Source organism: Maribellus luteus (assembly GCF_003576475.1).
Lineage (GTDB): Bacteria > Bacteroidota > Bacteroidia > Bacteroidales > Prolixibacteraceae > Draconibacterium > Draconibacterium luteum.
The window spans coordinates 585326-608790 of record NZ_QWGR01000001.1 but is presented as its reverse complement, the minus strand read 5'-3'; the positions used below and the strand labels follow the sequence as shown (position 1 = coordinate 608790).

Below are 23465 nucleotides of genomic sequence, written 5' to 3'. Positions count from 1 at the left end.
ACCTGCAGAATATTTCAAACGAATTAAGTTGTTAGAATTTGTTTTCTACGCAGTTACAAAATTTAGCCACGAACTGTTTTCTTCATACTCTTGCACTATCTGCGTTTCGTTTTTCATTGAAAAAACGGTCAGTAATCCGGCAATTTCCTGTTGAAGCATGCTGATTCCGCCCTCTGCCAGGTCTTTCCGGAAACCATTTCCCATTAACTCAACAACCTGATTGAGGGAAATAATCCGCCCCACAATTTTTCCCAAATCAACGAGATTACGTTGCGGCATCTGGAAATTGATATTGAAATTGGTTTGCTCTTTAATAAACCCGGCCGCTTTGCTGGTCAGGTCAAAACCTTTCAGGAACTGAAACAGGTTGTTTTCTTTGGCACGTTTCATAAGCTTTACAAGGCCTTCAGAAATTTGTGCATAAAGGATATCGTTCGAGCCTTCAAAAATCTGAAACGGGCGGCTGTCGGTAATGCCTCGCCCCGCAATGTGGGTTAGCTTGTAAGCTTTTGCGCCCACCAGCTGCACCAACGACTGTGCTGCTTCCTGCATTAAATCGGTTACCACACTTTTAACCGCGTTGGCCTCCAACCCGTGAGGCACCAGATCCACTTCAATCCCGGCTTTCTTGCTGCTGTTGGCACACATGGCCGAACAAATGGTATAACTGGCCTGCAGCTTTGACAAACGCTCCTGTACCTGGTCGTACGAAAACAAGCTCTTCCCTCCTACCAACCGTTGCTTACAATGCACAATGGCTTCGTCGAGCATACGCTTAATAAAGCCCATAGCCATTCCAGGAAACTGCATTCGGCTACGGTGCAGCAAATCCAGCATCATTTTTACCCCCGTAGTATGAGGTTCCAGCTTTTGTACCGAAGGCACCTTTACATCAATATGGTTTCGGCCGTACGGAATCATGTAAAGGCCAAGATTTTCGAAATACTCTTCCACCTTAATGCTTTGGTTCGGAGCACTTACATCGCAAATAAAAAAGTCGATATCGCGCTGCAAATTACCAGAATCGGCCTGTTGCCGTGCGGTTAACAGCCAAAAATCGGCCTGGCCGGTTAATCCTGCCCAGTGTTTTTTCCCTTTAATATGAAACCTGCTCTCTTTTTCGGTATAAAATGTTTGCATGTTCAGTGCGTCGCTGCCATAATCGGGTTCGGTGATCATTAAACCACCCATATTTTGTTTTTCAAGAAAACGTTTGAAAACGGGAGCTTTAGCCTCTTCTTTCGCATATTTTGCCACCGGCTGTAGAAACAAAGCCGAATTAATTCCAAAGGTTAAGGAAAGCGGCAACGATTCGTAGGAAGCCGCAGCCAGCAAGGCAATATTTTCGTGCATCAGTCCGCCACGTCCGCCATATTCTTTTGGAATCCCTACCGACAACGGATTAGCTGACATAATTTCCTGAAGAGCTTCAGCCGGAAGCCCTCTGTTTACACTTAATTCATTGATATCATTTTTCTCGTGAAATACGCTTTTCATTTTTGATTTAAGCGTGTCTAAAAAATCTGACAATGAGGGAATTCTGTTCTCCGTCTCCACGGCGTCTGCAACTATTTCTGAATTCATAAAATCACTAATAAGTTGGTTATCAATTTTTTCATTCTCGCAGTAACGAGATGTTATTTTTTTACAGATAGTCAAACAGTTAAAAAACCCGAATGTTTCACCATTCAGGTAAAAAAGATATTAAACTCCGCATAAATAAGGACTTAACTAAATTTAATTAAGCATTTTTAAGGAATGCGGGTTCTCACAAAAACCGTCTTTGTAAATCAGAATAAAGCGGATAATGTAATAATCCACTATTTTTGTGCAAAAGTTGAATTTGGCGCATTTCAGTAAAAATATTCCGCGTTTATACCTCATTAAAATTTCGAAGTGGTTTAACATGGTTATGCCGGTGGTGGTTTTGTTTTACACCGACAACGGCATGGGCATGCACGAGATATTTGTGCTGAAAGCCATTTACTCGGTGGCCATTGTTGCCATGGAAATTCCTTCGGGCTGGATGGCCGATGTTTGGGGACGAAAAAAAACACTGATTCTTGGAAGTATACTCGGAAGCGCCGGGTTTCTGGTGTATAGTTTCTCGTACGGTTTCTGGGCCTTTGTAATCGCCGAAATAATTTTGGGTATCGGGCATTCCTTTGTGTCGGGTGCCGATTCAGCTCTGCTGTACGATAGTTTGAAAGCCGACAATAAAACCGATAAATACGTTCGGGAAGAAGGCCGCATTACTTCGGTGGGCAATTTTGCCGAAGCCATTGCCGGTGTGGTTGGAGGATTTTTGGCAGCCATTAGCTTACGCTCGCCGTTTTACTTTCAGTTTGGAGTGGCTGCTATTGCCATTCCGGCTGCCCTTACTTTAATTGAACCGCGTATACATTCGAAAGAGCACATTCATTCGATGAAAAAGCTGGTTGGCAACATCCGCAAAATGTTTGTTTCCAATCCCGATCTGCGTATTTCCATCCTGTTATCGTCGGTAACCGGAACCGCAACACTTACTTTTGCGTGGTTTGTTCAGCCATTTTTCAAAGCCATTGATCTGCCCGTTGAAATGTTTGGAATATTCTGGACAGCGCTCAACCTAACGGTAGGGGTTTCGTCGGTTTTTGCCTATAAAGTAGAACTGTTTTTGGGTAGGAAATGGTCGATTTTGCTGGTGATTGTACTGCTGGCTGCTGGCTATGTTTTTGCCGGAATTACGATTTCCTACTGGGGGCTTGCTTTTTTGTTCCTGTTTTACCTGGTTCGGGGAATTGCCACGCCAATTTTCAAAAATTACATCAACCAGTACACCGAAAGCGAAGTGCGGGCCACCATGCTTTCAGTGCGAAATTTTGTGATCCGGATTGCTTTTGCCGCAATCGGCCCCTTACTGGGATGGATCACCGATAACATCAGCCTCGATGCTGCACTTTTCCTCTCCGGAATTATTTACCTGGTAAGTTCGCTTCTAATTGTTCTCCCCTGGTTAAAACAGCGTTCAGAAAGAGAATTGGACTAAAGCTCCAGCTTCAGCCCGTCGTAAGCCAGAAACACATTCCCGGGTAACTCTTTTTCAATCTCGCGGTATTTTCCAAGACCATGGCTGATGTGTGTCAGGTAAGCTTTTTCGGGCTGCACTTTTTCAATCACAGTCAAGGCTTCTTCCAGGTTAAAATGCGAAATGTGTTTTTCTTTCCGCAGCGTATTAATAATCAGGACTTTTGTCCCTTTAATTTTTGTCATTTCTTCTTCCGGAATCGAATTGGTGTCTGTGATGTAAGTCAAATCGCCAATCCGGTAGCCATAAACCGGCAGTTGATGATGAAAACAACGAATCGGGATGATTTCAACGTCATCAATTACGAAAGGAAAACCATTTACATCTTTCAGGTGCATCTTGGGTATTCCCGGGTATTTGAATTCAGCAAAAACATAACTAAAAATACGTCGGATGGCTTCCTGCACCCTTTCCTCGGCATAAATCTCCATCGGATGACGCTGAATCCAGTTGTACGAGCGGATGTCGTCGAGTCCGAAGATATGATCCACATGCTCGTGCGTTAATAAAATGGCCCGAAGTGTTGCCACCTTTTCGCGTAACATCTGCTGCCGGAAATCAGGCCCTGCATCGATCACCAGGTTTTGCCCGTTTATGTTCAGCAACAATGAAGACCGCAATCGTTTATCGCGCGGATCATCCGAACGGCACACATCGCAGTCGCACGCTACTACCGGCACTCCCTGCGAAGTTCCGGTACCAAGAAAAGTGGCGGTTATTTTATTGTTTTTGATGGAAGTCATATCGCAAAATTAGCAAAAGCAGCTGTGAAACGGCGAGATTGACTATTTTTGCACAAATCTTTTTACGATGGCTTCACTTTATCTTGTTCCCAATGTTTTGGCCGAAGGCGACTGGCAATCGGTTATGCCTGCTACTGTTTTTAGCGTGCTTACTTCTACTAAATTTTACATTGTTGAAAATATCCGCACGGCCCGCCGTTTTATGAAACAGGTAAACCGCGAGATCGATATTGATTCATGTACTTTTTATGAAATTAACAAACATACGCGGCCACAAGACCTCCCACGTTTTTTAAAGCCACTGGAACAGGGAAACGATGTGGCCGTTATTTCGGAAGCGGGCTGCCCGGGTGTGGCCGATCCCGGTGCCGATGTGGTTCGGCTGGCACACCAAAAAGAATTAAAAGTGGTTCCCATCGTTGGCCCTTCGTCTATTTTGCTGGCATTGATGGCCTCCGGATTAAACGGGCAGAATTTTGCTTTCCGCGGCTACCTGCCGGTAAAACCAAACGAACGCTCGCGAGAATTGGCCAACCTCGAAAGAAAAATAAAAGCGTCGGGGCAAACCCAGATTTTTATAGAAACGCCTTATCGAAACAATCACATGGTGGAGGAAATACTGAGAAGTTGTGCACCTTCTACCCTTTTGTGTATTGCCGCCAACATTACCGGCGAAAATGAATTTATTGCTACCAAAACGGTTCAGCAATGGAAAGGAAAGGTACCTGATTTACACAAGCAGCCTGTGATATTTTTGCTGGGATAGTTTCTAAAATAACTTGAGTTGAGCAAGCATGCGATATTCGTGCTCGAAGTTGGGAGTAAAAGTTCCGTTTCCGATTTCGTTTTCGATCTGCTTTTTGGTCCAGAACCGAAGCTCTTCCACTTCATCCGACTGAATTCCAATGTTTTTGAAATCGTGGGTGGTAAACAAATAAATGAGTTCAGCTTCCACTTCCGACTCCCATTTGTACACCTTTTGCAAACGGGCACTAAAGTCTTTTAAACCGATCTCTTCAAAAGCTTCTTTTTTAAGCGCCACTTCCAGGCTTTCTCCAGCCGAAATGTGGCCACCTACTGCGGTATCCCAGTTCCCGGGTTGGATCTGCTTATTCATCGGGCGTTTTTGGAGCAATATGGAACCATTTCGGTTCAACACATGTAAATGCACCACCGGATGCAGCAACTTGCTCCCATTGTGCACCTGGCTTCGCGGAGCTTGTCCGGTAACTTTTCCCTGCTCGTCAACCAGTGGCACCCACTCTTCGTTCTTAAATCCTTGCTGAATTTTACGCTGGCGCAGCCATTCAAATAAAAAGAAAACAGCAAAAATAATGTAGAACAAACCTCCGCTGATAAAAGCCCAGGCCTCTTTACTCATATAAAAGGCAGAATAAAAAACCAGCAGGGTATGAACAGAAAACAGGTAAAACAGAATTTTAAGGCTACGACGCATTTGCGCCATCTGTGCATCGTTAAACTCAGCACCTTTGAGGTAACGCTGGCCCATTAAGCCAATAATATTTACACGTGAAAAAGCAGAAACTGCCAATACAACAAGGAGAATCAGCTCGATAAGTCCGGGTTTTAACTTGAAGAAAATATCGTTGTCGAGCAAAATGGAAACGCCACCAAGAGCTACGAGCAGCAGCGTATCAAACAACACAAATTTCTCAAAACGTTTTTCTTTTACGGCTATCCAAACCATTTCGGCAACACCTACGCCAATAGCCACAAAAAGCCCGATTTTAGTCCCCCAAATTTCATCGGCAGCGATAAAAACAAAAAGAGGAATAAAACCGGGTAATAATTTCTTTAACAGTTGCGCCCTGTTCATTTTGCTGAGCTGAACCTATTCTTCTTCCGGCACTTCCAGCGGAATCACTTTATAGATCTCAACTTCCATCAAAACCGTTTGAAACATCCCAACCCCACCTGATCCGCTTTGTCCATAAGCTAATTCAGAATTGATAACCAGTCTCGATTTTGTCCCGGGCTGCATATAAGTAACACCTTCTTCCAAACCGGCAATGGTACCACCTGCACCTGCAATGAATTCCAGCGGCTCGTAACGGTGTCCACTCAGGTAACCGCTCGACTGATCCACTAAAACACTATCCAGTTCCTTGTCCTCGTTTCTCTTCAGTACCCAGGTTGCATAGTAGATCTGTACTTCGTCTCCCAATTTAATAGTATCGCCTTCGCCGGTTCCGGGTTCATTGAAATAATAAAGTCCCGATTTTGTTTCTTCGGCACCCGGGTGCTTGGCTGCAATATACTCGTCAAGAAGAGCCAGTTCGTTCCTTCTCAGTTTTTCATAGTCGATGCCATCGCTACACGCAAAAAATCCAACTGCTGAAATAAGAACGAACATCCCTTTTAGTATTTTCTTCATTTCTCTATTCTTGTTAATTGTTATCAATTCTTGTTACTGGTTATTTTGAAAACGTTACAAAGTTAAAAAGCTTATCCAATTATCTTTCTCCTTTGATTAAAACAGAATAATTCTCTGCGTATTCAAAGCGCATTCAGATTACTGTTTCTTCCAGAAGATGTTTATACTCGGGTAAAAGTTGCGTGAATCTTTCAATTGTTTCTTCAAAAGTTAACATCGACTCGCCGCCTGCAGCATTTAAATGCCCGCCGCCATTGAAATGCTCGCTGGAGAATTTGTTGGCCGGAAAATTTCCTTTTGAGCGAAACGATGCTTTCACATAATTCTCTTTCTCAATAAAAAGAGCACTGAATACGATATCATTGATGGAAAGCGGATAGTTTACAAAACCTTCTGTATCGCCCGGTTTAAAGTTAAATCTTTCCAATTCCTCTTTTGTTATGCAAATTACAGCTGCCCTGTATTCGGGAAACACTTTCATCTTTTCATACAAACAATACCCCATCAGTTGCATCCTGTCGGCAGAAAAATTATGAAACACAGCCGATTGAATTTTATCAGTATCAATCCCGTAATTCAACAATTCGGCCACTGTTTTAAATGTATTTTGCGACGTGTTATGGCTAAAACCCCCGGTATCGGTCAGGATTCCGGTAAAAAGCGCTTCTGCAGCCTGGGTATTGATATACTCCGTATAACCTAACTGCCCAATTACGTCATAGACCAACTCGGCCGAGGAACTGTACTGGGTTTCAGATACCGTATAGTGACAAAAGTCGCCCGGATACGGATGGTGGTCGATCAAAATCTTTGTTTTCGAAAAACGGCCGATCATTTTTGCTAGGTGCCCGGCCCTTTTTTCTTCGTTAAAATCCACACAAATCAGCACATCCGAGTCAAAAAGCCACTCTTTGGCGGCCTTCTTGTCCTTCTCGTAAATTGTGATCGGAACATCCGAAGAAAACCATTTTAAAAAATCGGGGTAATCATTTACCGAAATCACTTTCACCTCCAAGCCTTTATTGGCAAGTGTTTGCCCCAACCCAAGTGCCGCTCCTATCGCATCTCCATCCGGATTTTCGTGCGGAATAATGCTTACTTTACCTGCATTTCCCAACACTTCCCCAATGGCACTAAATATCTCTTTTCCAGTATTTTTCAAGACCTAAAATTTTTGAAGGGACAAATATACTAATTCTTAGGCGGGTGAAAAGGTTAAAATATTCTATTTTTTCTTCAGTCAGAACTATTCTATTGAACTAAATACTATCCTCACTGGTTTCATTCGGAAGTGCATTCACCCGTTTGCGGATGCCCGTAAAATTTTTTCAATCAAGAGAGTAAGATATGTGGTGAAAAAATTTTATGTTCGTTAAGTGTTATGTAAAAAGCAACTGGACAAAAACTTTGATTATGACAGGCAACCTTACTTTCACGATGATCAAACCTACCGCGGTTAAGAACAATCACATCGGTGACATTCTAAAAATGATCAACGAAGCCGGTTTTAAAATTGTGGCCATGAAATACACCCGGCTTTCACCCGAGCGGGCGGCAGCGTTTTACGCCGTACACAAAGGCAAACCGTTTTACGAAAACCTGGTCAGTTTTATGTGCTCGGGCCCCATTGTGGCAGCCATTCTTGAAAAAGAAAATGCCGTGGAAGATTACCGCAGTTTTATTGGCGCTACCAATCCGGAAAAAGCAGAGGAAGGCACCGTACGAAAACGGTACGCCACCAGCATGACCGAAAATGCGGTACATGGCTCGGACAGTGATGAAAATGCAGCAATTGAGGCCAACTTTTTCTTTTCAAAACTGGAGCGGTACTAGGTTATTTAAACACAATCCGTTCGACTATTTCAACACCGGCGTTTTGGTTGATTCGCCGGCAAATCTCTTCGCGCATCAGAAAAAGCTCGTTTTTTACTACCGCAGAACTTATTTCGACGTACAAAATACGGTTGCGGATATAGATGTTACGGGTATAATGGGCAATCGTTTTTCCCAGCAAAGCCTCCCAGCCTTCCACCACATCCACCTCTTTCAGCTTGCGCTCAATGCGGTTTTTCTCAATGTATTCCTTTAAAACATCGCTAAGCGATTGTGTATTGCTTCGTCTCATGATACAGGCTTTACTTTTCCGGTTTCAACATTAAAAATACGAAAATCGGTTCCAAGTTTCCGGATTATTGCGTCCAAATGACTGCGATCGGTATCGGTGATAAAAATCTGCCCAAATTGCTCGCCTGCTACCGTGGTTACAATTTGCTCCACGCGATGCTGATCCAGTTTATCAAAAATATCATCAAGCAACAATATCGGCTTAATGCCCGAAATCTCTTTGATGAAATCGAATTGCGCCAGTTTCAAGGCCACCAGGTAGGTTTTTTTCTGCCCCTGCGAGCCAAGCTTTTTCATCGGAAATTCTCCCAGTTTCAACAACAGGTCGTCTTTATGAACACCAACCGTCGTGTATTGCGCAGCACGGTCTTTCATTACCGAATCTTTGAGTAACTGTCCAAAATCGTTTTCATACAAATCGGATTGATGAACCAGCCCCACCTCTTCGTTTCCCTGCGAAATAAAGGTATAGTAACGCTGAAAAACAGGTATCAGTTTCTCCACAAACTCTGTCCGTTCGCGATGGATCCGTGTTCCGTATTCCACCAGCTGATCATCCCAGATCGATAATAAATCGGCATCGAAGCGTCCTTCGGCTGCAAAATGTTTCAGCAAATTGTTTCGCTGCACCACCGCCCGGTTGTATTTCAGCAGATCGTCGAGGTAATTCTGGTTGTATTGCGAAATAACACCGTCCATAAATTTCCTACGTTCATCGCTTCCTCCCAGGATCAATTCAACATCCGAAGGCGAAATCATGACCAAGGGCAACAAACCAATGTGATCCTGGAGTTTCTTATAGATTTTTGAATTTCGCTTAAACTGCTTTTTCTGTCCTTTTTGAATGCCACAGGTGATGGTTTCCGAAGAATCGAGACGGTCGTAACTTCCGTTCAGCATGAAATAACTTTCTTCGTGATTTATGTTCAACAAATCACTGGCATTGAAAAAACTCTTGCAAAACGACAAATAATAAATGGCATCCAGCATATTGGTTTTGCCGGCCCCGTTTTTACCAATAAAACAGTTTAAACGGGGAGAAAATTCAACCGTAGCCTCGTTAATATTTTTAAAATTTACAATTGAAATTTCTTCCATTCGCATGCTTCAAATTCTTTAATAAAGGATGTACAAAACTATTAAAAAAGCCTGCATTTTCCTGAATTGTTTGCAAAAAGCCGATAATAACAAGTAAGTGTTGATTATTCATCAAAATAATGAAGAGATACCTTAATCTGTTATGAAAAAAAAACTATTTTTGCCCCACAATTTTGAAATAGAAAAAGATGGCTAAGAAAAAAACTGAACAAGTCGATAATTTACAAGAACTTGAAAGCGCGTTAACAAAAACCGAACAGTTTATTGAGGATAATCAAAAAATCATCAGTTACGTTGTTACTGGTCTTATCTTGGTAGTTGCTGTTTTCCTTGGATTTAAAAAGTTTTATGTTCAACCACAGGAAAGAGAAGCCAACTCGCAAATGTTTATGGCCGAAAACTATTTCGAAAAAGATTCGTTCAACCTGGCCATCAACGGAGACGGAAACTACTTGGGCTTCCTTGATATCATCGACGATTATGGCATTACCAAAGCCGCCAACCGTGCCAAATACTATACCGGAATTTCCTATTTGCATTTGGGACAGTACGAAGAAGCTTTGGATTACCTGAACGATTTCAAATCTGACGATCTTCTTTTGGCCCCGGTTGCAGAAGGCGCCAAAGGCGATGCCTACCTTGAATTGGGAGACAGCGACAAAGCTTTGAAACAATACAAAAAAGCGTACAGCGAATCGAAAAATGAGCTGACAACGCCGGTTTACATGATGAAAGCTGCAAAATTGCTGGAATCTTCAGACGAACTGGAACAAGCGCTCGCACTTTACCAGGATATTAAAAAGCAATTCCCAACTTCGGCAGAAGCAACCAATGCCGATCGTTACATTGCCCGGGTAAAAATAAAAATGAACTAAGTACCGGAAAATTGATAATTCAACCCCTCTTCGGAGGGGTTTTTTATTTAAAATAGTTATGGCAACAAAAGATTTATCAGCTTACGATATTAATTCGGTTCCATCAGCCGAAAACATGAGTTTCGGAATTGTTGTAGCAGAGTGGAACTGGGAAATAACTTCGGCACTGGCCGGGGGAGCGATCGACACCCTAAAAAAACACGGCGCAGCAGAAGAAAACATCACGGTTAAATACGTTCCCGGAACATTTGAACTTCCGCTGGGAGGCCAGTTTTTTGCCGAAATGGCCAATGTAGATGCGGTTATTCTGTTGGGCTGCGTAATTCAGGGAGAAACCCGTCATTTCGACTACATCTGCGAAGGTGTTACCCAAGGTACAAAAGACCTGAACCTGAAATACAATAAGCCTTTCATATTTGGAGTACTGACGACCAACGACGAGCAACAGGCTTTAGACAGAGCCGGTGGCAAACATGGCAACAAAGGTGACGAAGCTGCCGTTACAGCCATTAAAATGGTAGGACTGCAACGTTCGTTCTAAGAAGAAACTTCGCAAGAATACAAATAAGAAGGGCCTGCAACATCTGCAGGCCCTTTTCTACCTAATTAAACTAAACCGTATGAAACGTTAACGTTGTCCGCCGGGCCTTCCCTGGCCTCTTTGGGCACGACGTTCCTCTAAGTATTTTTCGTATTTCTTGTACTGAGCTTCGGTCAGAATTTTCTTCATCTCAACTTTCTGCTCTTCACGTATTTTCGTCATTTTCTCGCGCATGGCTTCGCGGTCACCGCCGCCATCTCTCATCTCCTCGCGCATCGACGACATTTTCTCGCCTACTTTGGTATTCAACTCCAGTACTTTTGCAGCCTGATCCTTGTTCAGATCCAACGCTTTTGTCAATTCGTCTGTTTGACGCTTGGCCATTTCTTTCGGATCGAAATTTCTTGGTCCTCTATCCTGGGCCATGGTTACCGCGGCAAATACAATTACCGACAGCAATAATAAACCTAATTTCTTCATGTGATCAAAATTGTTTGTTTTTATAAATTCCGAATAACCGGCAGAATTTACAAGAGCTTTTAACTACTTCTTACGATAGTATTAACCCTCATGTTTAACTCTTGATTATCGTTTAAAGACCAACAGTAATCGTTATTACTGAGTGCTTTGACGAATGTCATTTGAAAAGGTTTAATCGGGATGAAAAATTAGCTAAGAAAATGCAGATCGAAGCCCAGCACATCTCCGCAATGCCGCTCTCATACTGATCTTATTCTTGTGAATGGATAATAGATTTTTAGACAAAACGCTTTGTTATAAAGACTTGTCAACCGAGGTTACGCACAAAAGCTACCTGAACTTAATGTTAATTCATTTTCATTTACGACTTATCCATCTGCAATAAGAAGAGTCAAAACAAATAATTTGTACTTTTAAACCAAAATCGTCGAAAATGACAAACAACAAATCGAAACAACAAATAATTGAGGCAGCAGCTTTGACCTTCGACAAATATGGCTTTAAGAAAACAACCATGGACGACATTGCCTATGCCGCCGGGAAAGGGAAAAGTTCGCTTTATTATTATTTCAAAAACAAAGAAGAGGTGTTTGAGGCAGTTGTGGGCCACGAAGCCGAACATTTGAAACGGGAAATTTACCAGGCACTAAATAAGACGGATCATTCGGTTGAAAAGTTGAGAAAATACATTCTGATCAGAATGCGACGCTTCGTGCAACGCGGAAATCTGTACAAAGCCCTGACGGACAACTTTCTGAATACCTTCTCTTTTATCGAAAAAATCAGAGACCGGCACCGGGAATGGGAATTGGAAATGCTGGGAAGCATCCTTCGTTCAGGAATAGAACAGAAAGAGTTTAAACCGGTAGATGTTCAATTTATGAGCAATGCAGTTTTAACTGCTATGATCGGTTTCGAAATGCCCTTGCTAAAAAATGCCGAAACAGAAACCGAGTTTGACCAAAAAATCAACGACGTCGTAAATATGTTGTTCTACGGTATCTGCACCTAATTTTTTTTGGCTCGATGTTCGAATATTTTAGATATATAGTCGAAACAAACAAATATTTCAGAAACATTAAAACAATTATCATGAAAAGAAAAACAGAAAAACAGATCATCTCCCTTACAAACAGATCACGTAATGGTAAAAAATACCCGGTGATTTTGGGGCTGGTCATAGCATTAAGCCTTTTAAATATCAACACCAGCCTAGCACAATTTCAGTATGGAATAAAAGCCGGGATTGGCGGTACCTGTCAATCAGAATTACTTCAGCTGGCCGACAACAACAACATCATGCTGGGCTACAGTTTGGGATTTAATACCAAGTACCGGTTAAGTGATGGATTTGCGATACAATCGGGCCTGGAGTACGCACAAAAAGGACGCAAAATAGATGAAGCAAATCTGGACCTGACAGAAAAACTGCATTACCTGCATTTACCGGTGCGAGCCGAATTTTCTGCAGGAGAAAAAGCCGGGTTCAAAAACGGACAACGAATTTATTTTGCGGCCGGTCCTTATGTAAGCTACCTGATCGACGCTGATGGAAAGAAAGATGGCGCCAACTTTGACCTGAAAGACAACACCAAAGATTTTGATCTGGGACTTTCACTCGAAATTGGTTTTGAATTTCCGGTATTCACCAGCAATTCGTTACAGCTAGGCCTCAATTACGACATGGGCTTTCTGAATGTTTACAAAAACGAAACGGATCTGAACAACAAAATGGCTGTGCTTAGCCTGGGATTTTTCTTTTAAATACCACTCCGCCTAACAGACGACAAAGAGAAGTTCTCAGGAGTTTGTAAACAATAAAAAATCGCAAAGATCGCAAGCGACTTACATAAAGCTTACGGTCTTTGCGACATTTTTGGCGGCACTAAGTACTCAATATCAGGAAATTATTTCGCTAGATCAACTCTGCGTACAAATCATAATCTTCAGCACCTGTGGCCCGCACCTGTACAAACTCTCCTTTACTGAGTTTCCGGTCAGATGTTATCAGCACTTCGCCATCCACTTCGGGTGAATCATACTCGGTTCTGCCAACAAAGAACTCCCCTTCTTCGCGATCCACAATCACTTTGAATTCCTTCCCAACACGCTCACGGTTCAATTCCGCCGAAATGTATTGTTGAATTTCCATGATCTCGTCGGCACGCTCCTGCTTGGTTTCGTCGTCCAGTGAGTCTTTATATTTTTCCGCAGCGTAAGTTCCGTCTTCTTTTGAATAAGCAAAAACGCCCAAACGTCCAAACTTCTGCTCTTCAATAAACGCTTTCAATTCCTCGAAATCATCTTCCGATTCTCCGGGAAATCCCACCAACATGGTGGTACGAATCACCACTTCCGGCACTTCTTCCCTGATTTTGGCCAGTAACGCCTCGGTTTCTTCCCGTGAAACATGCCGAAGCATATTTTTCAGAACCGGGTTGGCAATATGCTGCAAAGGCATATCGAGGTACTTACATACCTTTGGATTCTCGCGCATCACGGGTAAAATATCCATTGGGAATTTGGTTGGGTACAAATAATGCAGCCTGATCCACTCAATGCCATCCACTTTCGAGATTTCCTCGATTAACTCGGCCAAGCGGTTTTTTCCGTAAATATCTATTCCGTAGTACGAAAGATCCTGCGCAATCAGAAGCACCTCTTTCACCCCCCGTTTAGCGAGGTATTTGGCTTCCATTACCAGGCTTTCGATCGTACGCGATTTATGACGTCCCGTCATTTTAGGAATGGCACAAAAAGAACACGAGCGGTTGCAACCTTCCGAAATCTTCAGATACGCAAAATGCGAGGGAGTGGTAAGTTTACGTTCGTAAATGTATTCCGGATGGTAAGCCACTTTCAGTTCTTCCACCATGGCTTTCATATCGAACTTGCCAAAGTATCGGTCTACTTCCGGAAGTTCTGCCTCCAAATCGTGCTGATAGCGTTCAGAAAGACACCCCATTACATACAGTTTGCTGATCTCGCCCCGTTTCTTGGCTTCGGCGTAATCAAGAATCATATTGATAGACTCTTCCTTCGCATCCTGAATAAAACCACAGGTATTAATGAAAACCGCGTCAAAACCGGTTTCGTTGGAGTCGTGCACCACTTCAAACTTTCCCTTCTCCAGCTGGTTCAGCAAAACCTCGGAATCCACCAGGTTTTTCGAACACCCCATCGTCACCACATTTACCCTTTTCTTGCTCATTGTCCAATAATTTGCTGCAAAGTAAACGATTTTTTTGTCCGAATTAAAATAGTAGCGTACACTTAGTGCGAAGTACAAAAGAATATTGAAATACAGTTAAAGAATCTTTCCTGAACGTTAAACGAAAGTCACTTACAATTACATTCCTATTTCTTAAAAATGAAATAAACGGCCAGAATCAAAAATCCAAACCCAATTAAATGGTTCCAGCGAAATGTTTCGGTACGGAAAAGCAAGAGCGTAAAAATGGAAAATACCACCAGCGTTATCACTTCCTGCAATACTTTTAGCTCGATGAGTGAAAACGGGCCGCCATGATCCTTAAAACCAATGCGGTTAGCCGGCACTTGGAAGAAATATTCAAAAAGTGCAATTCCCCAGCTGATCAAGACGATGGACACAATCCCCAATTTGCTGAACCATTTCATTTCAGCAAATTTCAAATGCCCGTACCAGGCAATCGTCATAAATGTATTGGAAAGGATCAGTAATCCGACAGTCAAAAGTGCTTTCATAATTCATCTGAAAAAAACTGCGCAAAACTATTGAAAAGTCCTTTCCGTTGTGCATCTGCCATCTGAAATTAATCATCAAACCAGAAAATCAGATGATGAAGCAATATTCGCTTAAATTATTTGACGGAATGACCATCTTAAATGGTTTTCCCTGCCGATCTTCAAAAAAGATTTACGCCCCAAAAAAGATTATGCAGAGTTAGTAGTGATGACCAACTAAATTTATTCAGTTTTACCTTTAAAATATCCAATTAACTCAAGGCTAATTCAGCTAAAGACACTGAGTGCCATCTACCCAATTCATTCCGAAACCGCCGTCTCAAAAATGGCATCCAGCAAACCACCGGGTTGATTTGTATCGCCGCCTAACTCCCAAAACATAATACCTCCCAGCTTTTTGTCCAAAGCAAATTGAGTTTTAAGACCTACCGACTGCGGATCGTCGTAAGTGATAAAAATACTGTCGCTTGGGCTATAAAGAAACGGAGCCTTTGCGAGCGGATCCCAATGTCTTTCAAAACCGTTCTGATCAATAAATTCCTCCTGAAGTCGCCGGTAATTTCCTCCCCGAACCGGGCCTTTGTTGGGTTGGTACAATCCGTTGTTTTGCGGAGACACGCCTTTCCAGCCTTTGCCATAAAATGCAGCACCGATCACTATTTTCGTTGGATCCACTCCCTGTTCCAGGTAAAAATCAACAATCCCTTCTGCCGATTGAGGTTCCCACAAAGCAGGCTCCTCCCCTTCTTCCGATGTGCGACTTTTCATTTCCTCGCCCAATGGCGTCCCTGCCAAGTCATTTAATGTGACACGTCCCAATGCTGTGTGATGTTGCGTAAATTTATTTCCGCCACCTGCCTGGTCATACGTCATCAGGTTAATGTGGTCAACGTGTTTCATAACCTCACTCAACTCGACGTAATCAAAATAATTCCTCCAGCCAGCCGCTGCAAAAGTCAGTATTTGAGGCCGGTCTATTTTGTCAAGTGCTTCCCTGAGCCCCCGGATCAACTTTGTAAAATTCTGCTTGTCTTCCGGGCGTGCTTTGGTCCCTTCGGCCGGAATGGTCGGGTATTCCCAGTCCATATCAATTCCATCCAAGTGGTATTTCTCTACAAACTCAACCGTACTTTGAATAAATTTCGTGCGGCTTTCGTCGGTAAAAGCTGCATCCGAAAAACCATCGGCCCCCCAACCTCCGCAGGCAACCATCACCTTCAGGTTTGGATATTTTTCTTTCTCTGCCACCAATTGTTTCAAACGAATGTCTGACAATTCGTTTTTAAATGCCATTTCACCATCAATAACGTAGCTGAAACTAAAAATTAAATGAGTCAGTTTCTCCAGTTGAAGTTGATTTACATCAAACTCTTCGCGCGGAAAGTAATAAGCCATGATATGCAACTTTGGGCTTTCAGGAGTGTTGGAAACCTGGTTTCCTGAACCACATCCGAACAAAATCCCAAACACCAGAAAAGGGAAAAAATAACGGATCATAGTAAAAAGTTTTAGTTCATATTGAGTGACCTAAAATTAATGATATATATTTACCCTTTGTAAATTTTTTTAAAAACTTTTAACAATATAAAAAATGCCGCATCCTCTAAAAATCAAGTTCCTATACCTGCTATTGACCGTATTTTCGGCCTCTGTTTGTACGGCACAGGAACCTGGCGAATGGGTAAATCCCTTTATCGGCAGTACCAATTACGGCACCACCAATCCGGGAGCAATTGTTCCGCGCGGAATGGTTTCGGTGGTCCCCTTTAACGTTGCCGGAAACTCAGAACTCAACAAGCACGACAAGGACGCAGGCTGGTGGTCGACGCCTTATTCCTGGGACAACAAGTATTTTACCGGCTACTCGCATGTAAACCTGAGCGGCGTGGGCTGCCCCGAACTGGGCGTGATTCTGCTTATGCCAACTACCGGAAAACTGAATGCCGATTTTCGGGAATATGGTTCCGAAATGAGCGAACAAGTTGCACATCCCGGCTACTACTCTACTTTTCTGAACAAGTACAGTATTTTAACAGAAGTATCTGCCACCGAGCGAAGCGGGATCAGTCGTTTTACCTTTCCGGCCGGTCAATCCAACATTTTGATCGACCTCGGAAACGGGCTTACCAACGAAAGCGGTGCTTCGTTGCGGATTGTGAACGATCGGGAAGTGGAAGGTTCGCGCATGACCGGTACTTTCTGCTACAACGACGGAACCGAACGTCCGGTTTATTTTGTGGCGCGTTTCAGCAAGGCTGCTGAAGAGTTGGGTGCCTGGAAAAAAATGCCAAAAATGGACGCAGAAGCGTCGTGGTCGGCAACAAGCAACAAATTTAAATACTACAAAAACTACCGGGCAGAAATGACCGGCGACAGCATTGGTGCCTGGTTTACTTTCAATACAAAAGAAAACGAACAGATTTTGGTGGAAGTAGGCGTTTCGTATGTCAGCATCGACAATGCCCGGCAAAACCTAAATGCGGAATCCAATCGGTTCGATTTTGAAACCACCCGGAAACAAGCAGAAGAGAAATGGAACAAAGCGCTTTCAACCATTACGGTAAAAGGTGGAACCGACGATCAGAAGACAGTTTTTTACACGGCTTTGTACCACATGCAAATTCATCCGAATATTCTGAGCGATGTAAACGGCCAGTATCCGGCCATGGAATCGTTCGAAATAAAACAACGTGAAAACGGCGAACGCTACACGGTGTTTTCGTTGTGGGATACCTACCGCAACCTGCATCCGTTTTTTAGCCTGGCCTTTCCGGAACAGCAGCTGAACATGGTTAATTCACTGATCGAGATGTACGACGAAAGTGGCTGGCTGCCCCGTTGGGAACTAAACAGTACCGAAACCCACGTAATGGAAGGCGACCCGGTGATTCCGGTGATTGTGGATACCTGGTTTCGCGGCATCCGGAATTTTGATGTGGCGAAAGCGTACGAAGGAATGTATAAATCGGCCACCACTCCCGGGAAAGACAATAAAATACGGCCCGATATCGACGACTACATTTCGCTGGGCTATGTACCGATAAAAGCACAATACGACAACTCGGTTTCGCACGCGCTGGAATATTACATCGCCGACTGGAACCTGGCACAGCTCGCAAAAGACCTGGGAAAAACAGCCGATTACGAACGTTTTCTGAATCAATCAAAAAGCTGGAAAAATTATTACGATCCTGAATTTGGGATTGTACGCCCCAAGCTGGAGAACGGCGATTTCCTGCCTGATTTCGACCCGAAACAAGGCGAAAACTTTGAGCCAAGCCCGGGCTTTCACGAAGGAAATGCCTATCAATACAACTTTTGCGCCCAGCACGATGTAAAAGGAATGATTGAACTCAACGGTGGAAAGAAAAACTTTGTAAAGAAACTGCAAGCCACCTTTGACGAAGGAAATTTTGACATGACCAATGAACCGGACATCCACTATCCCTGGCTTTTTAACTATGTGAAAGGCGAAGAATGGCGTACACAAAAAGAAGTTCGCCGCCTGATCGCCACCTATTTCAAAAACGCTCCCGGCGGGCTTCCCGGAAACGACGACACCGGAACCATGTCGGCCTGGGTGGTATATGCCATGCTGGGAATTTACCCGGTTATTCCGGGCGATATGAATTACGCCCTTTCCTCCCCCGTTTTTGAAGAGGTAAAAATAAAGCTGGATCAAAACTTCTATCCGGGCAAAGAAATTATTATCCGTCAAAGCGGAAATCCGGAATCAAAAATAAAAAGCATAAAATGGAACGAAAAGTCACAAAAATCGTTCTTTTTAAACCACGCCGAGCTGGTGAAAGGCGGCATCCTGGAGGTTATACATTAATGCAACCAACAATAACTTAATAATTTACATGTTATGAGACTATTTTTCAATTTAGCAATTGCTCTCGCCCTCTTGTTTTTAAGCGCGTGTAACAGCGAAAAAACAATGCAGCAGGAAGAGCCAACCGATTTTACAACTTTTGTCGATCCGATGATCGGAAGTGATTACCACGGCCACGTGTTTGTTGGGGCCAGCGTTCCCTTTGGAGCGGTGCAACTGGGTCCCAATAACCCCACACAAGGCTGGGACTGGTGTTCGGGCTACCACTATTCCGACTCGCTAATCATTGGCTTTGCACACACTCAGCTGAGCGGAACCGGTATCGGCGATTTGGGCGATGTGCTTTTTATGCCGCTTTCGGGCGATTACACACCCAATTTCGACGGTGAAAACCCGTACGACTGGCAGGCAAAATATACACACGCCAACGAAAGCGTCAAGCCGGGTTATTATTCCATCGACATCGACCGCTACAAGGTAAAAGCAGAATTAACAGCCACCGAGCGCGTTGGTTTTCATAAATACGATTTCAAGGGAGAAGGCAATTCAAAAGTACTGATCGACCTGAAATACGGAACCGGCTGGGATGCCATTCAAAAAGGTGAACTAAAACAAACGGGCGACCAAAGCATTGCCGGACTAAGATTTTCAAAAGGCTGGGCTGCTGATCAGCGGGTGTTTTTTCATACTGAATTCTCGAAACCCATTGCAAACTTTGAAGTGGTAAGGTCTGATTCGGAAAAAGGCCAGATAACGGCTCTTGTTGAGTTTGAAGGCAATGGCGTTTTAATGGTAAAAACAGCCATTTCGCCCGTAAGCACTGAAAATGCCAAAGGCAACCTGGTAGCCGAACTCAACGACTGGAATTTTGAAAATACGCAAAAAGCTGCTACCGAAAAATGGAACGCGGAATTGGGCAAGATCAAGATTGAAACAGCCAGTATCGCCGATAAAAAGACTTTTTACACATCGCTTTACCACACCATGATCGCACCTTCTCTTTTCGACGATACCAACGGCGATTACAGGGGCACCGACAAAGAAGTTTATACCAACCCGGGATTTAAAAACTATACCACATTCTCGCTGTGGGATACCTACCGTGCGGCCCACCCGCTTTTCACTATTTTTCAACCCGAACGTGTGGATGACTTTGTGAACTCGCTGCTTGCGGCTTTCGAGCAGCAAGGCAAGCTTCCGGTGTGGCACCTGTGGGGAAATGAAACCAACACCATGGTAGGTTACCATTCGGTTCCGGTGATTGCCGATGCCTATTTGAAAGGATTCCGCGGATTTGATGCAGAAAAAGCTTTTCATGCCATGAAAACTTCGGCCCTTTTGGATGAACGCGGCCTGGATTACGTAAAAGAACTGGGCTACATTCCGGCCGATAAAATGGTTGAATCGGTTGCCATGGGACTGGAATACGCCATCGACGACTGGTGCATTGCTGCCATGGCCAAAGCGATGGGCAAAACGGAAGATTACGAACTGTTCTCGAAACGTGCTGAATATTACCGGAATTATTTTGACCCGGCCAGTAAATTTATGCGCGGAAAATTATCCGACGGCAACTGGCGTACACCCTTCGATCCTATTTCTTCGCAGCACCGCAGCGACGATTTTTGCGAAGGCAACAGCTGGCAATATACCTGGCTGGTACCCCAAAACCCGGAAGGACTGATTCAACTGCAAGGTGGTGAGGAAGCCTTCCTCGCCAAACTCGATAGCTTGTTCAGCATTTCTTCGGAACAGGTTGAAGGTGCATCCAACGATATTTCGGGCTTGATTGGCCAGTATGCACATGGCAACGAACCCAGTCACCACACCACTTACCTGTATACTTACGCCGGCGCACAGTGGAAAACCGCCGAAAAAGTACGCGAAATCTGCACCACTATGTACACCGACCAACCCGACGGCTTGTGCGGAAACGAAGACTGTGGCCAGATGTCGGCCTGGTACGTGCTTTCATCCATTGGTTTCTACCCGGTTAACCCGGCCAACGGAGCTTATGTTTTTGGCAGTCCGCTGTTCGACACGGTAGAACTTTCTTTCCCTGAAGGAAAAACCTTCACCCTGTCAACCCAAAACAACAGCAAGGAAAACCTGTATATTCAATCGGTTAGCCTGAACGGAGAACCGTATACAAAAACATACATTACCCACAAGCAACTGCAAGCCGGTGGCGAGCTGGTTTTTACCATGGGTAATACACCGAACAAAGATTTTGGCAGCAAAGCGGAAGACCGCCCCGAATCGGTTGTTTATTAGCAATTAGCCAGAATAGAGATTATTCCGGGACTTTTTGGCCACAGAAATCATACTGAGGCTAAAAAATCCCGGAATTTTTCTTTTAAGTCTGATCAATCCTTTTAATTTTAGGGTTGTGCTACAGTTTGTTTGAGTTATATGAGTTTTACGGCAAAGCAAGGTTTAAGAGTTTCGGAATAATTAATTTGCCAAGAATAAAACCGGATAGAAAATCGGATTTAATATGAACTGGACAAAATTCGGAATACTGTTGATTGGTTATATTACCGTTGGCCTTTTGCCCGATGCGGTAAAAAAATCGTTGCAACATGTAGACATCAACATTAGCGAACAAACACTCAGTTTTTTAAGCAACAAAAGTTTATACGGGAAAGAATTTGAAAGGGGGTACACGCTACTGCTTTTTACCATGGCAATCCTTCTTTATACATTTTTCTGGCTACTTACAAAATACTACAACCTTGGCAAACACGCGCGCCTAATGCGCATCATTACTTATACGTTTGCTTCCCTCGCACTTCTTGCCTTTGTTCCACATAACATACAACCATACAGTTGGCATAGTTTAGCCCCTTCGTTGCAGCGATTTTTACACAATATACTCGCAGTGGTTGTGTTTTTGTCGGTCCCAACACTCATAATAACATTTCAGGTAGCCATACTAAAAAAATTGCCATTTATCGGCATAACAGGAATATGCATCCTGGGGCTGGTAATTCTGATAATGGCTTACTTGCTAGTAAGCAACGGATTGAATGGTATCGCCGAAATCTTTTTTATCGATGGCATTTCGGTATGGATCATATTTGTTTCTGTTGCCACTGTGCTGGGGCGGCAACAACTCGAAAAAGTAAAAAAATAAGACACGATTAGGTCTATAACTTACCAATAATCTCCAATAACGTAGTTTATCAAATTATCATTCATCGGGTTCGGTTGAACTAACCATTAACAATTGATGGTTATCTTTGCAAAAAAGATAAAATGGCATCCGATAAATATTTTCCACAGATACAAAGCATAACCCGCGCCAAACGCCGCATCAACGATATCATCCTTCAAACACCGCTTCAGCTTAATCTAAATCTTTCGGAAGAGTTTCAGGCAAGTATTTACCTGAAACGCGAAGATTTGCAACAGGTGCGTTCCTACAAAATCAGGGGTGCGTACAACAAAATTGCCAAGTTGTCGGCCGAAGAGCGCAAAAAAGGCGTGGTATGCGCAAGCGCCGGAAACCACGCGCAGGGCGTGGCCTATTCGTGCAGCAAATTAGGTATCAAAGGAAAAATTTACATGCCCGCCACAACTCCCAAACAAAAAGTGCGGCAGGTGCAAATGTTTGGAAAAGAAAATGTGGAAGTGATCCTGATTGGTGACACTTACGACGACGCACACAACCTTGCACTGGCCGACTGCCAGAAAACAGGAATGGCTTTTATCCACCCGTTTGACGATCGCGAGATTATTGAAGGCCAGGGAACGGTTGCGCTTGAGATTCTTCAGGATACCAAAGAAGATATCGACTTTGTTTTTATACCCATTGGCGGCGGCGGACTGGCTGCCGGTGTTGGCGCTTATTTCAAACAAATAAGCCCGAACACGAAAATCATTGGAGTGGAGCCTGCCGGAGCGCCTTCGATGCAAAAATCGCTCGATGCCGGACAAGTGGTGACGCTCGAAAAAATCGACAAGTTTGTGGATGGTGCGGCAGTACAACGCGTGGGGAACCTCACATTCGACATTTGCAAAGAACTGCTTGATAAAGTTCAGCCGGTTCCGGAAGGGAAAATCTGTACTAAAATCCTGGAGCTGTACAACCGCGATGCCATTGTGATTGAGCCTGCCGGTGCACTTTCCATTGCAGCACTCGACTATTTCAGGGATGAAATAAAAGGTAAAAACGTGGTTTGCATCGTCAGCGGCAGTAATAACGACATCACCCGAACAGAAGAGATCAAGGAGCGCTCGCTTTTGTACGAAGGCCTTAAACATTATTTTATTGTACGCTTTCCGCAGCGCGCCGGAGCCTTAAAAACCTTTGTAGACGTGGTACTCGGCCCCAACGACGATATTACCCATTTTGAATATTCGAAGAAAACCAACCGCGAAAAAGGCCCGGCCATGATCGGGATCGAACTACAGAAAAAGGAAGACCTGAACGGCCTTATCCAGCGCATGGAAGAAAACGGTTTTGTGTACGAATACCTGAATGACAATCCGGATCTGTTTCAGTTTTTGATTTAAGCTTTTCTTTTTCAATAAAAATTTCCGCTGATCTGCTTTGAAATTCGATTCCTATTTACTTAC

General features: G+C 43.6%; 22 protein-coding genes. 11 read left to right on the top strand and 11 right to left on the bottom strand.

Annotation, left to right across the window (positions count from 1 at the left end; translation table 11 throughout):
- Window positions 1-45: 45 nt before the first annotated feature.
- The gene (locus D1614_RS02415) at window positions 46-1497 is read right to left on the bottom strand and encodes an acyl-CoA dehydrogenase family protein (protein WP_206609904.1); all 1452 of its coding nucleotides are present in this window, start codon (window positions 1495-1497) and stop codon (window positions 46-48) included.
- Window positions 1498-1828: 331 nt separating this feature from the next.
- Between D1614_RS02415 and D1614_RS02410 the strand changes: the two genes are divergently transcribed.
- Entirely contained in the window at window positions 1829-3028 is a 1200-nt protein-coding gene (locus D1614_RS02410) for an MFS transporter (protein ID WP_206609903.1), read from the top strand.
- Here D1614_RS02410 and D1614_RS02405 read toward each other — a convergent pair.
- Window positions 3025-3810: an MBL fold metallo-hydrolase gene (locus D1614_RS02405; protein ID WP_241558064.1), complete on the bottom strand. Its 786-nt coding sequence runs from the start codon at window positions 3808-3810 to the stop codon at window positions 3025-3027. The genes D1614_RS02410 and D1614_RS02405 overlap by 4 nt on opposite strands.
- Window positions 3811-3877: 67 nt before the next feature.
- Here D1614_RS02405 and D1614_RS02400 point away from each other — a divergent pair, with 67 nt between their 5' ends.
- Window positions 3878-4576 (top strand): SAM-dependent methyltransferase, encoded by a 699-nt coding sequence (locus D1614_RS02400; RefSeq protein ID WP_119436266.1) that lies wholly within the window; start codon window positions 3878-3880, stop codon window positions 4574-4576.
- 3 nt (window positions 4577-4579) lie between these two features.
- Here the strand turns inward: D1614_RS02400 and D1614_RS26035 are convergent, their stop codons facing one another.
- The 3 genes from D1614_RS26035 to D1614_RS02385 form a co-directional block, all read right to left on the bottom strand.
- Window positions 4580-5647, bottom strand: coding sequence for an NUDIX domain-containing protein (locus tag D1614_RS26035; RefSeq protein WP_119436265.1), 1068 nt, complete (start codon window positions 5645-5647; stop codon window positions 4580-4582).
- A 15-nt stretch (window positions 5648-5662) separates the two neighbouring features.
- Window positions 5663-6205, bottom strand: coding sequence for an FKBP-type peptidyl-prolyl cis-trans isomerase (locus D1614_RS02390; RefSeq protein WP_119436264.1), 543 nt, complete (start codon window positions 6203-6205; stop codon window positions 5663-5665).
- A gap of 133 nt (window positions 6206-6338) precedes the next feature.
- A complete protein-coding gene (locus tag D1614_RS02385; RefSeq protein WP_119436263.1) occupies window positions 6339-7367 on the bottom strand; it encodes a DHH family phosphoesterase in 1029 nt (342 codons plus the stop codon).
- A gap of 251 nt (window positions 7368-7618) precedes the next feature.
- On the opposite strand from D1614_RS02385, the gene D1614_RS02380 reads away from it, so the two are divergent.
- On the top strand, window positions 7619-8038 hold the full coding sequence (locus D1614_RS02380) for a nucleoside-diphosphate kinase (protein ID WP_119436363.1): 420 nt from the start codon (window positions 7619-7621) through the stop codon (window positions 8036-8038).
- A gap of 1 nt (window position 8039) precedes the next feature.
- Here the strand turns inward: D1614_RS02380 and D1614_RS02375 are convergent, their stop codons facing one another.
- Together D1614_RS02375 and recF are read right to left on the bottom strand one after the other, a co-directional pair.
- The gene (locus D1614_RS02375; RefSeq protein ID WP_119436262.1) at window positions 8040-8330 is read right to left on the bottom strand and encodes a DciA family protein; all 291 of its coding nucleotides are present in this window, start codon (window positions 8328-8330) and stop codon (window positions 8040-8042) included.
- Entirely contained in the window at window positions 8327-9427 is a 1101-nt protein-coding gene (gene recF / locus D1614_RS02370; protein WP_241558063.1) for a DNA replication/repair protein RecF, read from the bottom strand. Before recF ends, D1614_RS02375 begins: the two co-directional genes overlap by 4 nt.
- Window positions 9428-9615: 188 nt before the next feature.
- Between recF and D1614_RS02365 the strand changes: the two genes are divergently transcribed.
- Complete coding sequence (locus tag D1614_RS02365; RefSeq protein WP_119436260.1) at window positions 9616-10302, top strand: tetratricopeptide repeat protein; 687 nt, start codon at window positions 9616-9618, stop codon at window positions 10300-10302.
- 58 nt (window positions 10303-10360) lie between these two features.
- Window positions 10361-10843: a 6,7-dimethyl-8-ribityllumazine synthase gene (ribH, locus tag D1614_RS02360; protein ID WP_119436259.1), complete on the top strand. Its 483-nt coding sequence runs from the start codon at window positions 10361-10363 to the stop codon at window positions 10841-10843.
- An 87-nt stretch (window positions 10844-10930) separates the two neighbouring features.
- On the opposite strand, the gene D1614_RS02355 is transcribed toward ribH, so the two are convergent.
- A complete protein-coding gene (locus D1614_RS02355; RefSeq protein WP_119436258.1) occupies window positions 10931-11323 on the bottom strand; it encodes a DUF4890 domain-containing protein in 393 nt (130 codons plus the stop codon).
- Window positions 11324-11756: 433 nt separating this feature from the next.
- On the opposite strand from D1614_RS02355, the gene D1614_RS02350 reads away from it, so the two are divergent.
- Together D1614_RS02350 and D1614_RS02345 are read left to right on the top strand one after the other, a co-directional pair.
- On the top strand, window positions 11757-12335 hold the full coding sequence (locus D1614_RS02350; RefSeq protein ID WP_119436257.1) for a TetR/AcrR family transcriptional regulator: 579 nt from the start codon (window positions 11757-11759) through the stop codon (window positions 12333-12335).
- Between the two features lie 80 nt (window positions 12336-12415).
- On the top strand, window positions 12416-13087 hold the full coding sequence (locus D1614_RS02345) for a porin family protein (protein ID WP_162304381.1): 672 nt from the start codon (window positions 12416-12418) through the stop codon (window positions 13085-13087).
- Between the two features lie 151 nt (window positions 13088-13238).
- Here D1614_RS02345 and rimO read toward each other — a convergent pair whose 3' ends face one another.
- The 3 genes from rimO to D1614_RS02330 form a co-directional block, all read right to left on the bottom strand.
- A complete protein-coding gene (gene rimO / locus D1614_RS02340) occupies window positions 13239-14534 on the bottom strand; it encodes a 30S ribosomal protein S12 methylthiotransferase RimO (protein WP_119436255.1) in 1296 nt (431 codons plus the stop codon).
- 146 nt (window positions 14535-14680) lie between these two features.
- The gene (locus tag D1614_RS02335) at window positions 14681-15049 is read right to left on the bottom strand and encodes a DMT family protein (RefSeq protein WP_119436254.1); all 369 of its coding nucleotides are present in this window, start codon (window positions 15047-15049) and stop codon (window positions 14681-14683) included.
- A 300-nt stretch (window positions 15050-15349) separates the two neighbouring features.
- A complete protein-coding gene (locus D1614_RS02330) occupies window positions 15350-16546 on the bottom strand; it encodes a glycoside hydrolase family 18 protein (protein ID WP_206609902.1) in 1197 nt (398 codons plus the stop codon).
- A gap of 94 nt (window positions 16547-16640) precedes the next feature.
- On the opposite strand from D1614_RS02330, the gene D1614_RS02325 reads away from it, so the two are divergent.
- From D1614_RS02325 to ilvA, 4 genes are all read left to right on the top strand, one after another.
- A complete protein-coding gene (locus D1614_RS02325) occupies window positions 16641-18884 on the top strand; it encodes a GH92 family glycosyl hydrolase (protein ID WP_119436253.1) in 2244 nt (747 codons plus the stop codon).
- Window positions 18885-18917: 33 nt separating this feature from the next.
- A complete protein-coding gene (locus tag D1614_RS02320) occupies window positions 18918-21158 on the top strand; it encodes a GH92 family glycosyl hydrolase (RefSeq protein WP_119436252.1) in 2241 nt (746 codons plus the stop codon).
- Between the two features lie 223 nt (window positions 21159-21381).
- Window positions 21382-22020, top strand: a complete 639-nt coding sequence (locus D1614_RS02315) for a DUF998 domain-containing protein (RefSeq protein ID WP_119436251.1) — start codon at window positions 21382-21384, stop codon at window positions 22018-22020.
- 122 nt (window positions 22021-22142) lie between these two features.
- A complete protein-coding gene (gene ilvA, locus D1614_RS02310) occupies window positions 22143-23402 on the top strand; it encodes a threonine ammonia-lyase (RefSeq protein ID WP_119436250.1) in 1260 nt (419 codons plus the stop codon).
- Window positions 23403-23465 lie beyond the last annotated feature (63 nt).

Excerpts from the sequence above, each read along its gene's own strand:
- D1614_RS02405 (WP_241558064.1), bottom strand. The coding sequence starts at position 3,810 with ATGACTTCCATCAAAAACAATAAAATAACCGCCACTTTTCTTGGTACC.
- D1614_RS26035 (WP_119436265.1), bottom strand. The coding sequence starts at position 5,647 with ATGAACAGGGCGCAACTGTTAAAGAAATTATTACCCGGTTTTATTCCT.
- D1614_RS02330 (WP_206609902.1), bottom strand. The coding sequence starts at position 16,546 with ATGATCCGTTATTTTTTCCCTTTTCTGGTGTTTGGGATTTTGTTCGGA.
- rimO (WP_119436255.1), bottom strand. The coding sequence starts at position 14,534 with ATGAGCAAGAAAAGGGTAAATGTGGTGACGATGGGGTGTTCGAAAAAC.
- recF (WP_241558063.1), bottom strand. The coding sequence starts at position 9,427 with ATGGAAGAAATTTCAATTGTAAATTTTAAAAATATTAACGAGGCTACG.
- D1614_RS02400 (WP_119436266.1), top strand. The coding sequence starts at position 3,878 with ATGGCTTCACTTTATCTTGTTCCCAATGTTTTGGCCGAAGGCGACTGG.
- D1614_RS02375 (WP_119436262.1), bottom strand. The coding sequence starts at position 8,330 with ATGAGACGAAGCAATACACAATCGCTTAGCGATGTTTTAAAGGAATAC.
- D1614_RS02345 (WP_162304381.1), top strand. The coding sequence starts at position 12,416 with ATGAAAAGAAAAACAGAAAAACAGATCATCTCCCTTACAAACAGATCA.
- D1614_RS02365 (WP_119436260.1), top strand. The coding sequence starts at position 9,616 with ATGGCTAAGAAAAAAACTGAACAAGTCGATAATTTACAAGAACTTGAA.
- D1614_RS02350 (WP_119436257.1), top strand. The coding sequence starts at position 11,757 with ATGACAAACAACAAATCGAAACAACAAATAATTGAGGCAGCAGCTTTG.
- D1614_RS02325 (WP_119436253.1), top strand. The coding sequence starts at position 16,641 with ATGCCGCATCCTCTAAAAATCAAGTTCCTATACCTGCTATTGACCGTA.
- ribH (WP_119436259.1), top strand. The coding sequence starts at position 10,361 with ATGGCAACAAAAGATTTATCAGCTTACGATATTAATTCGGTTCCATCA.
- D1614_RS02390 (WP_119436264.1), bottom strand. The coding sequence starts at position 6,205 with ATGAAGAAAATACTAAAAGGGATGTTCGTTCTTATTTCAGCAGTTGGA.
- D1614_RS02320 (WP_119436252.1), top strand. The coding sequence starts at position 18,918 with ATGAGACTATTTTTCAATTTAGCAATTGCTCTCGCCCTCTTGTTTTTA.
- D1614_RS02335 (WP_119436254.1), bottom strand. The coding sequence starts at position 15,049 with ATGAAAGCACTTTTGACTGTCGGATTACTGATCCTTTCCAATACATTT.
- ilvA (WP_119436250.1), top strand. The coding sequence starts at position 22,143 with ATGGCATCCGATAAATATTTTCCACAGATACAAAGCATAACCCGCGCC.
- D1614_RS02315 (WP_119436251.1), top strand. The coding sequence starts at position 21,382 with ATGAACTGGACAAAATTCGGAATACTGTTGATTGGTTATATTACCGTT.
- D1614_RS02415 (WP_206609904.1), bottom strand. The coding sequence starts at position 1,497 with ATGAAAAGCGTATTTCACGAGAAAAATGATATCAATGAATTAAGTGTA.
- D1614_RS02355 (WP_119436258.1), bottom strand. The coding sequence starts at position 11,323 with ATGAAGAAATTAGGTTTATTATTGCTGTCGGTAATTGTATTTGCCGCG.
- D1614_RS02380 (WP_119436363.1), top strand. The coding sequence starts at position 7,619 with ATGACAGGCAACCTTACTTTCACGATGATCAAACCTACCGCGGTTAAG.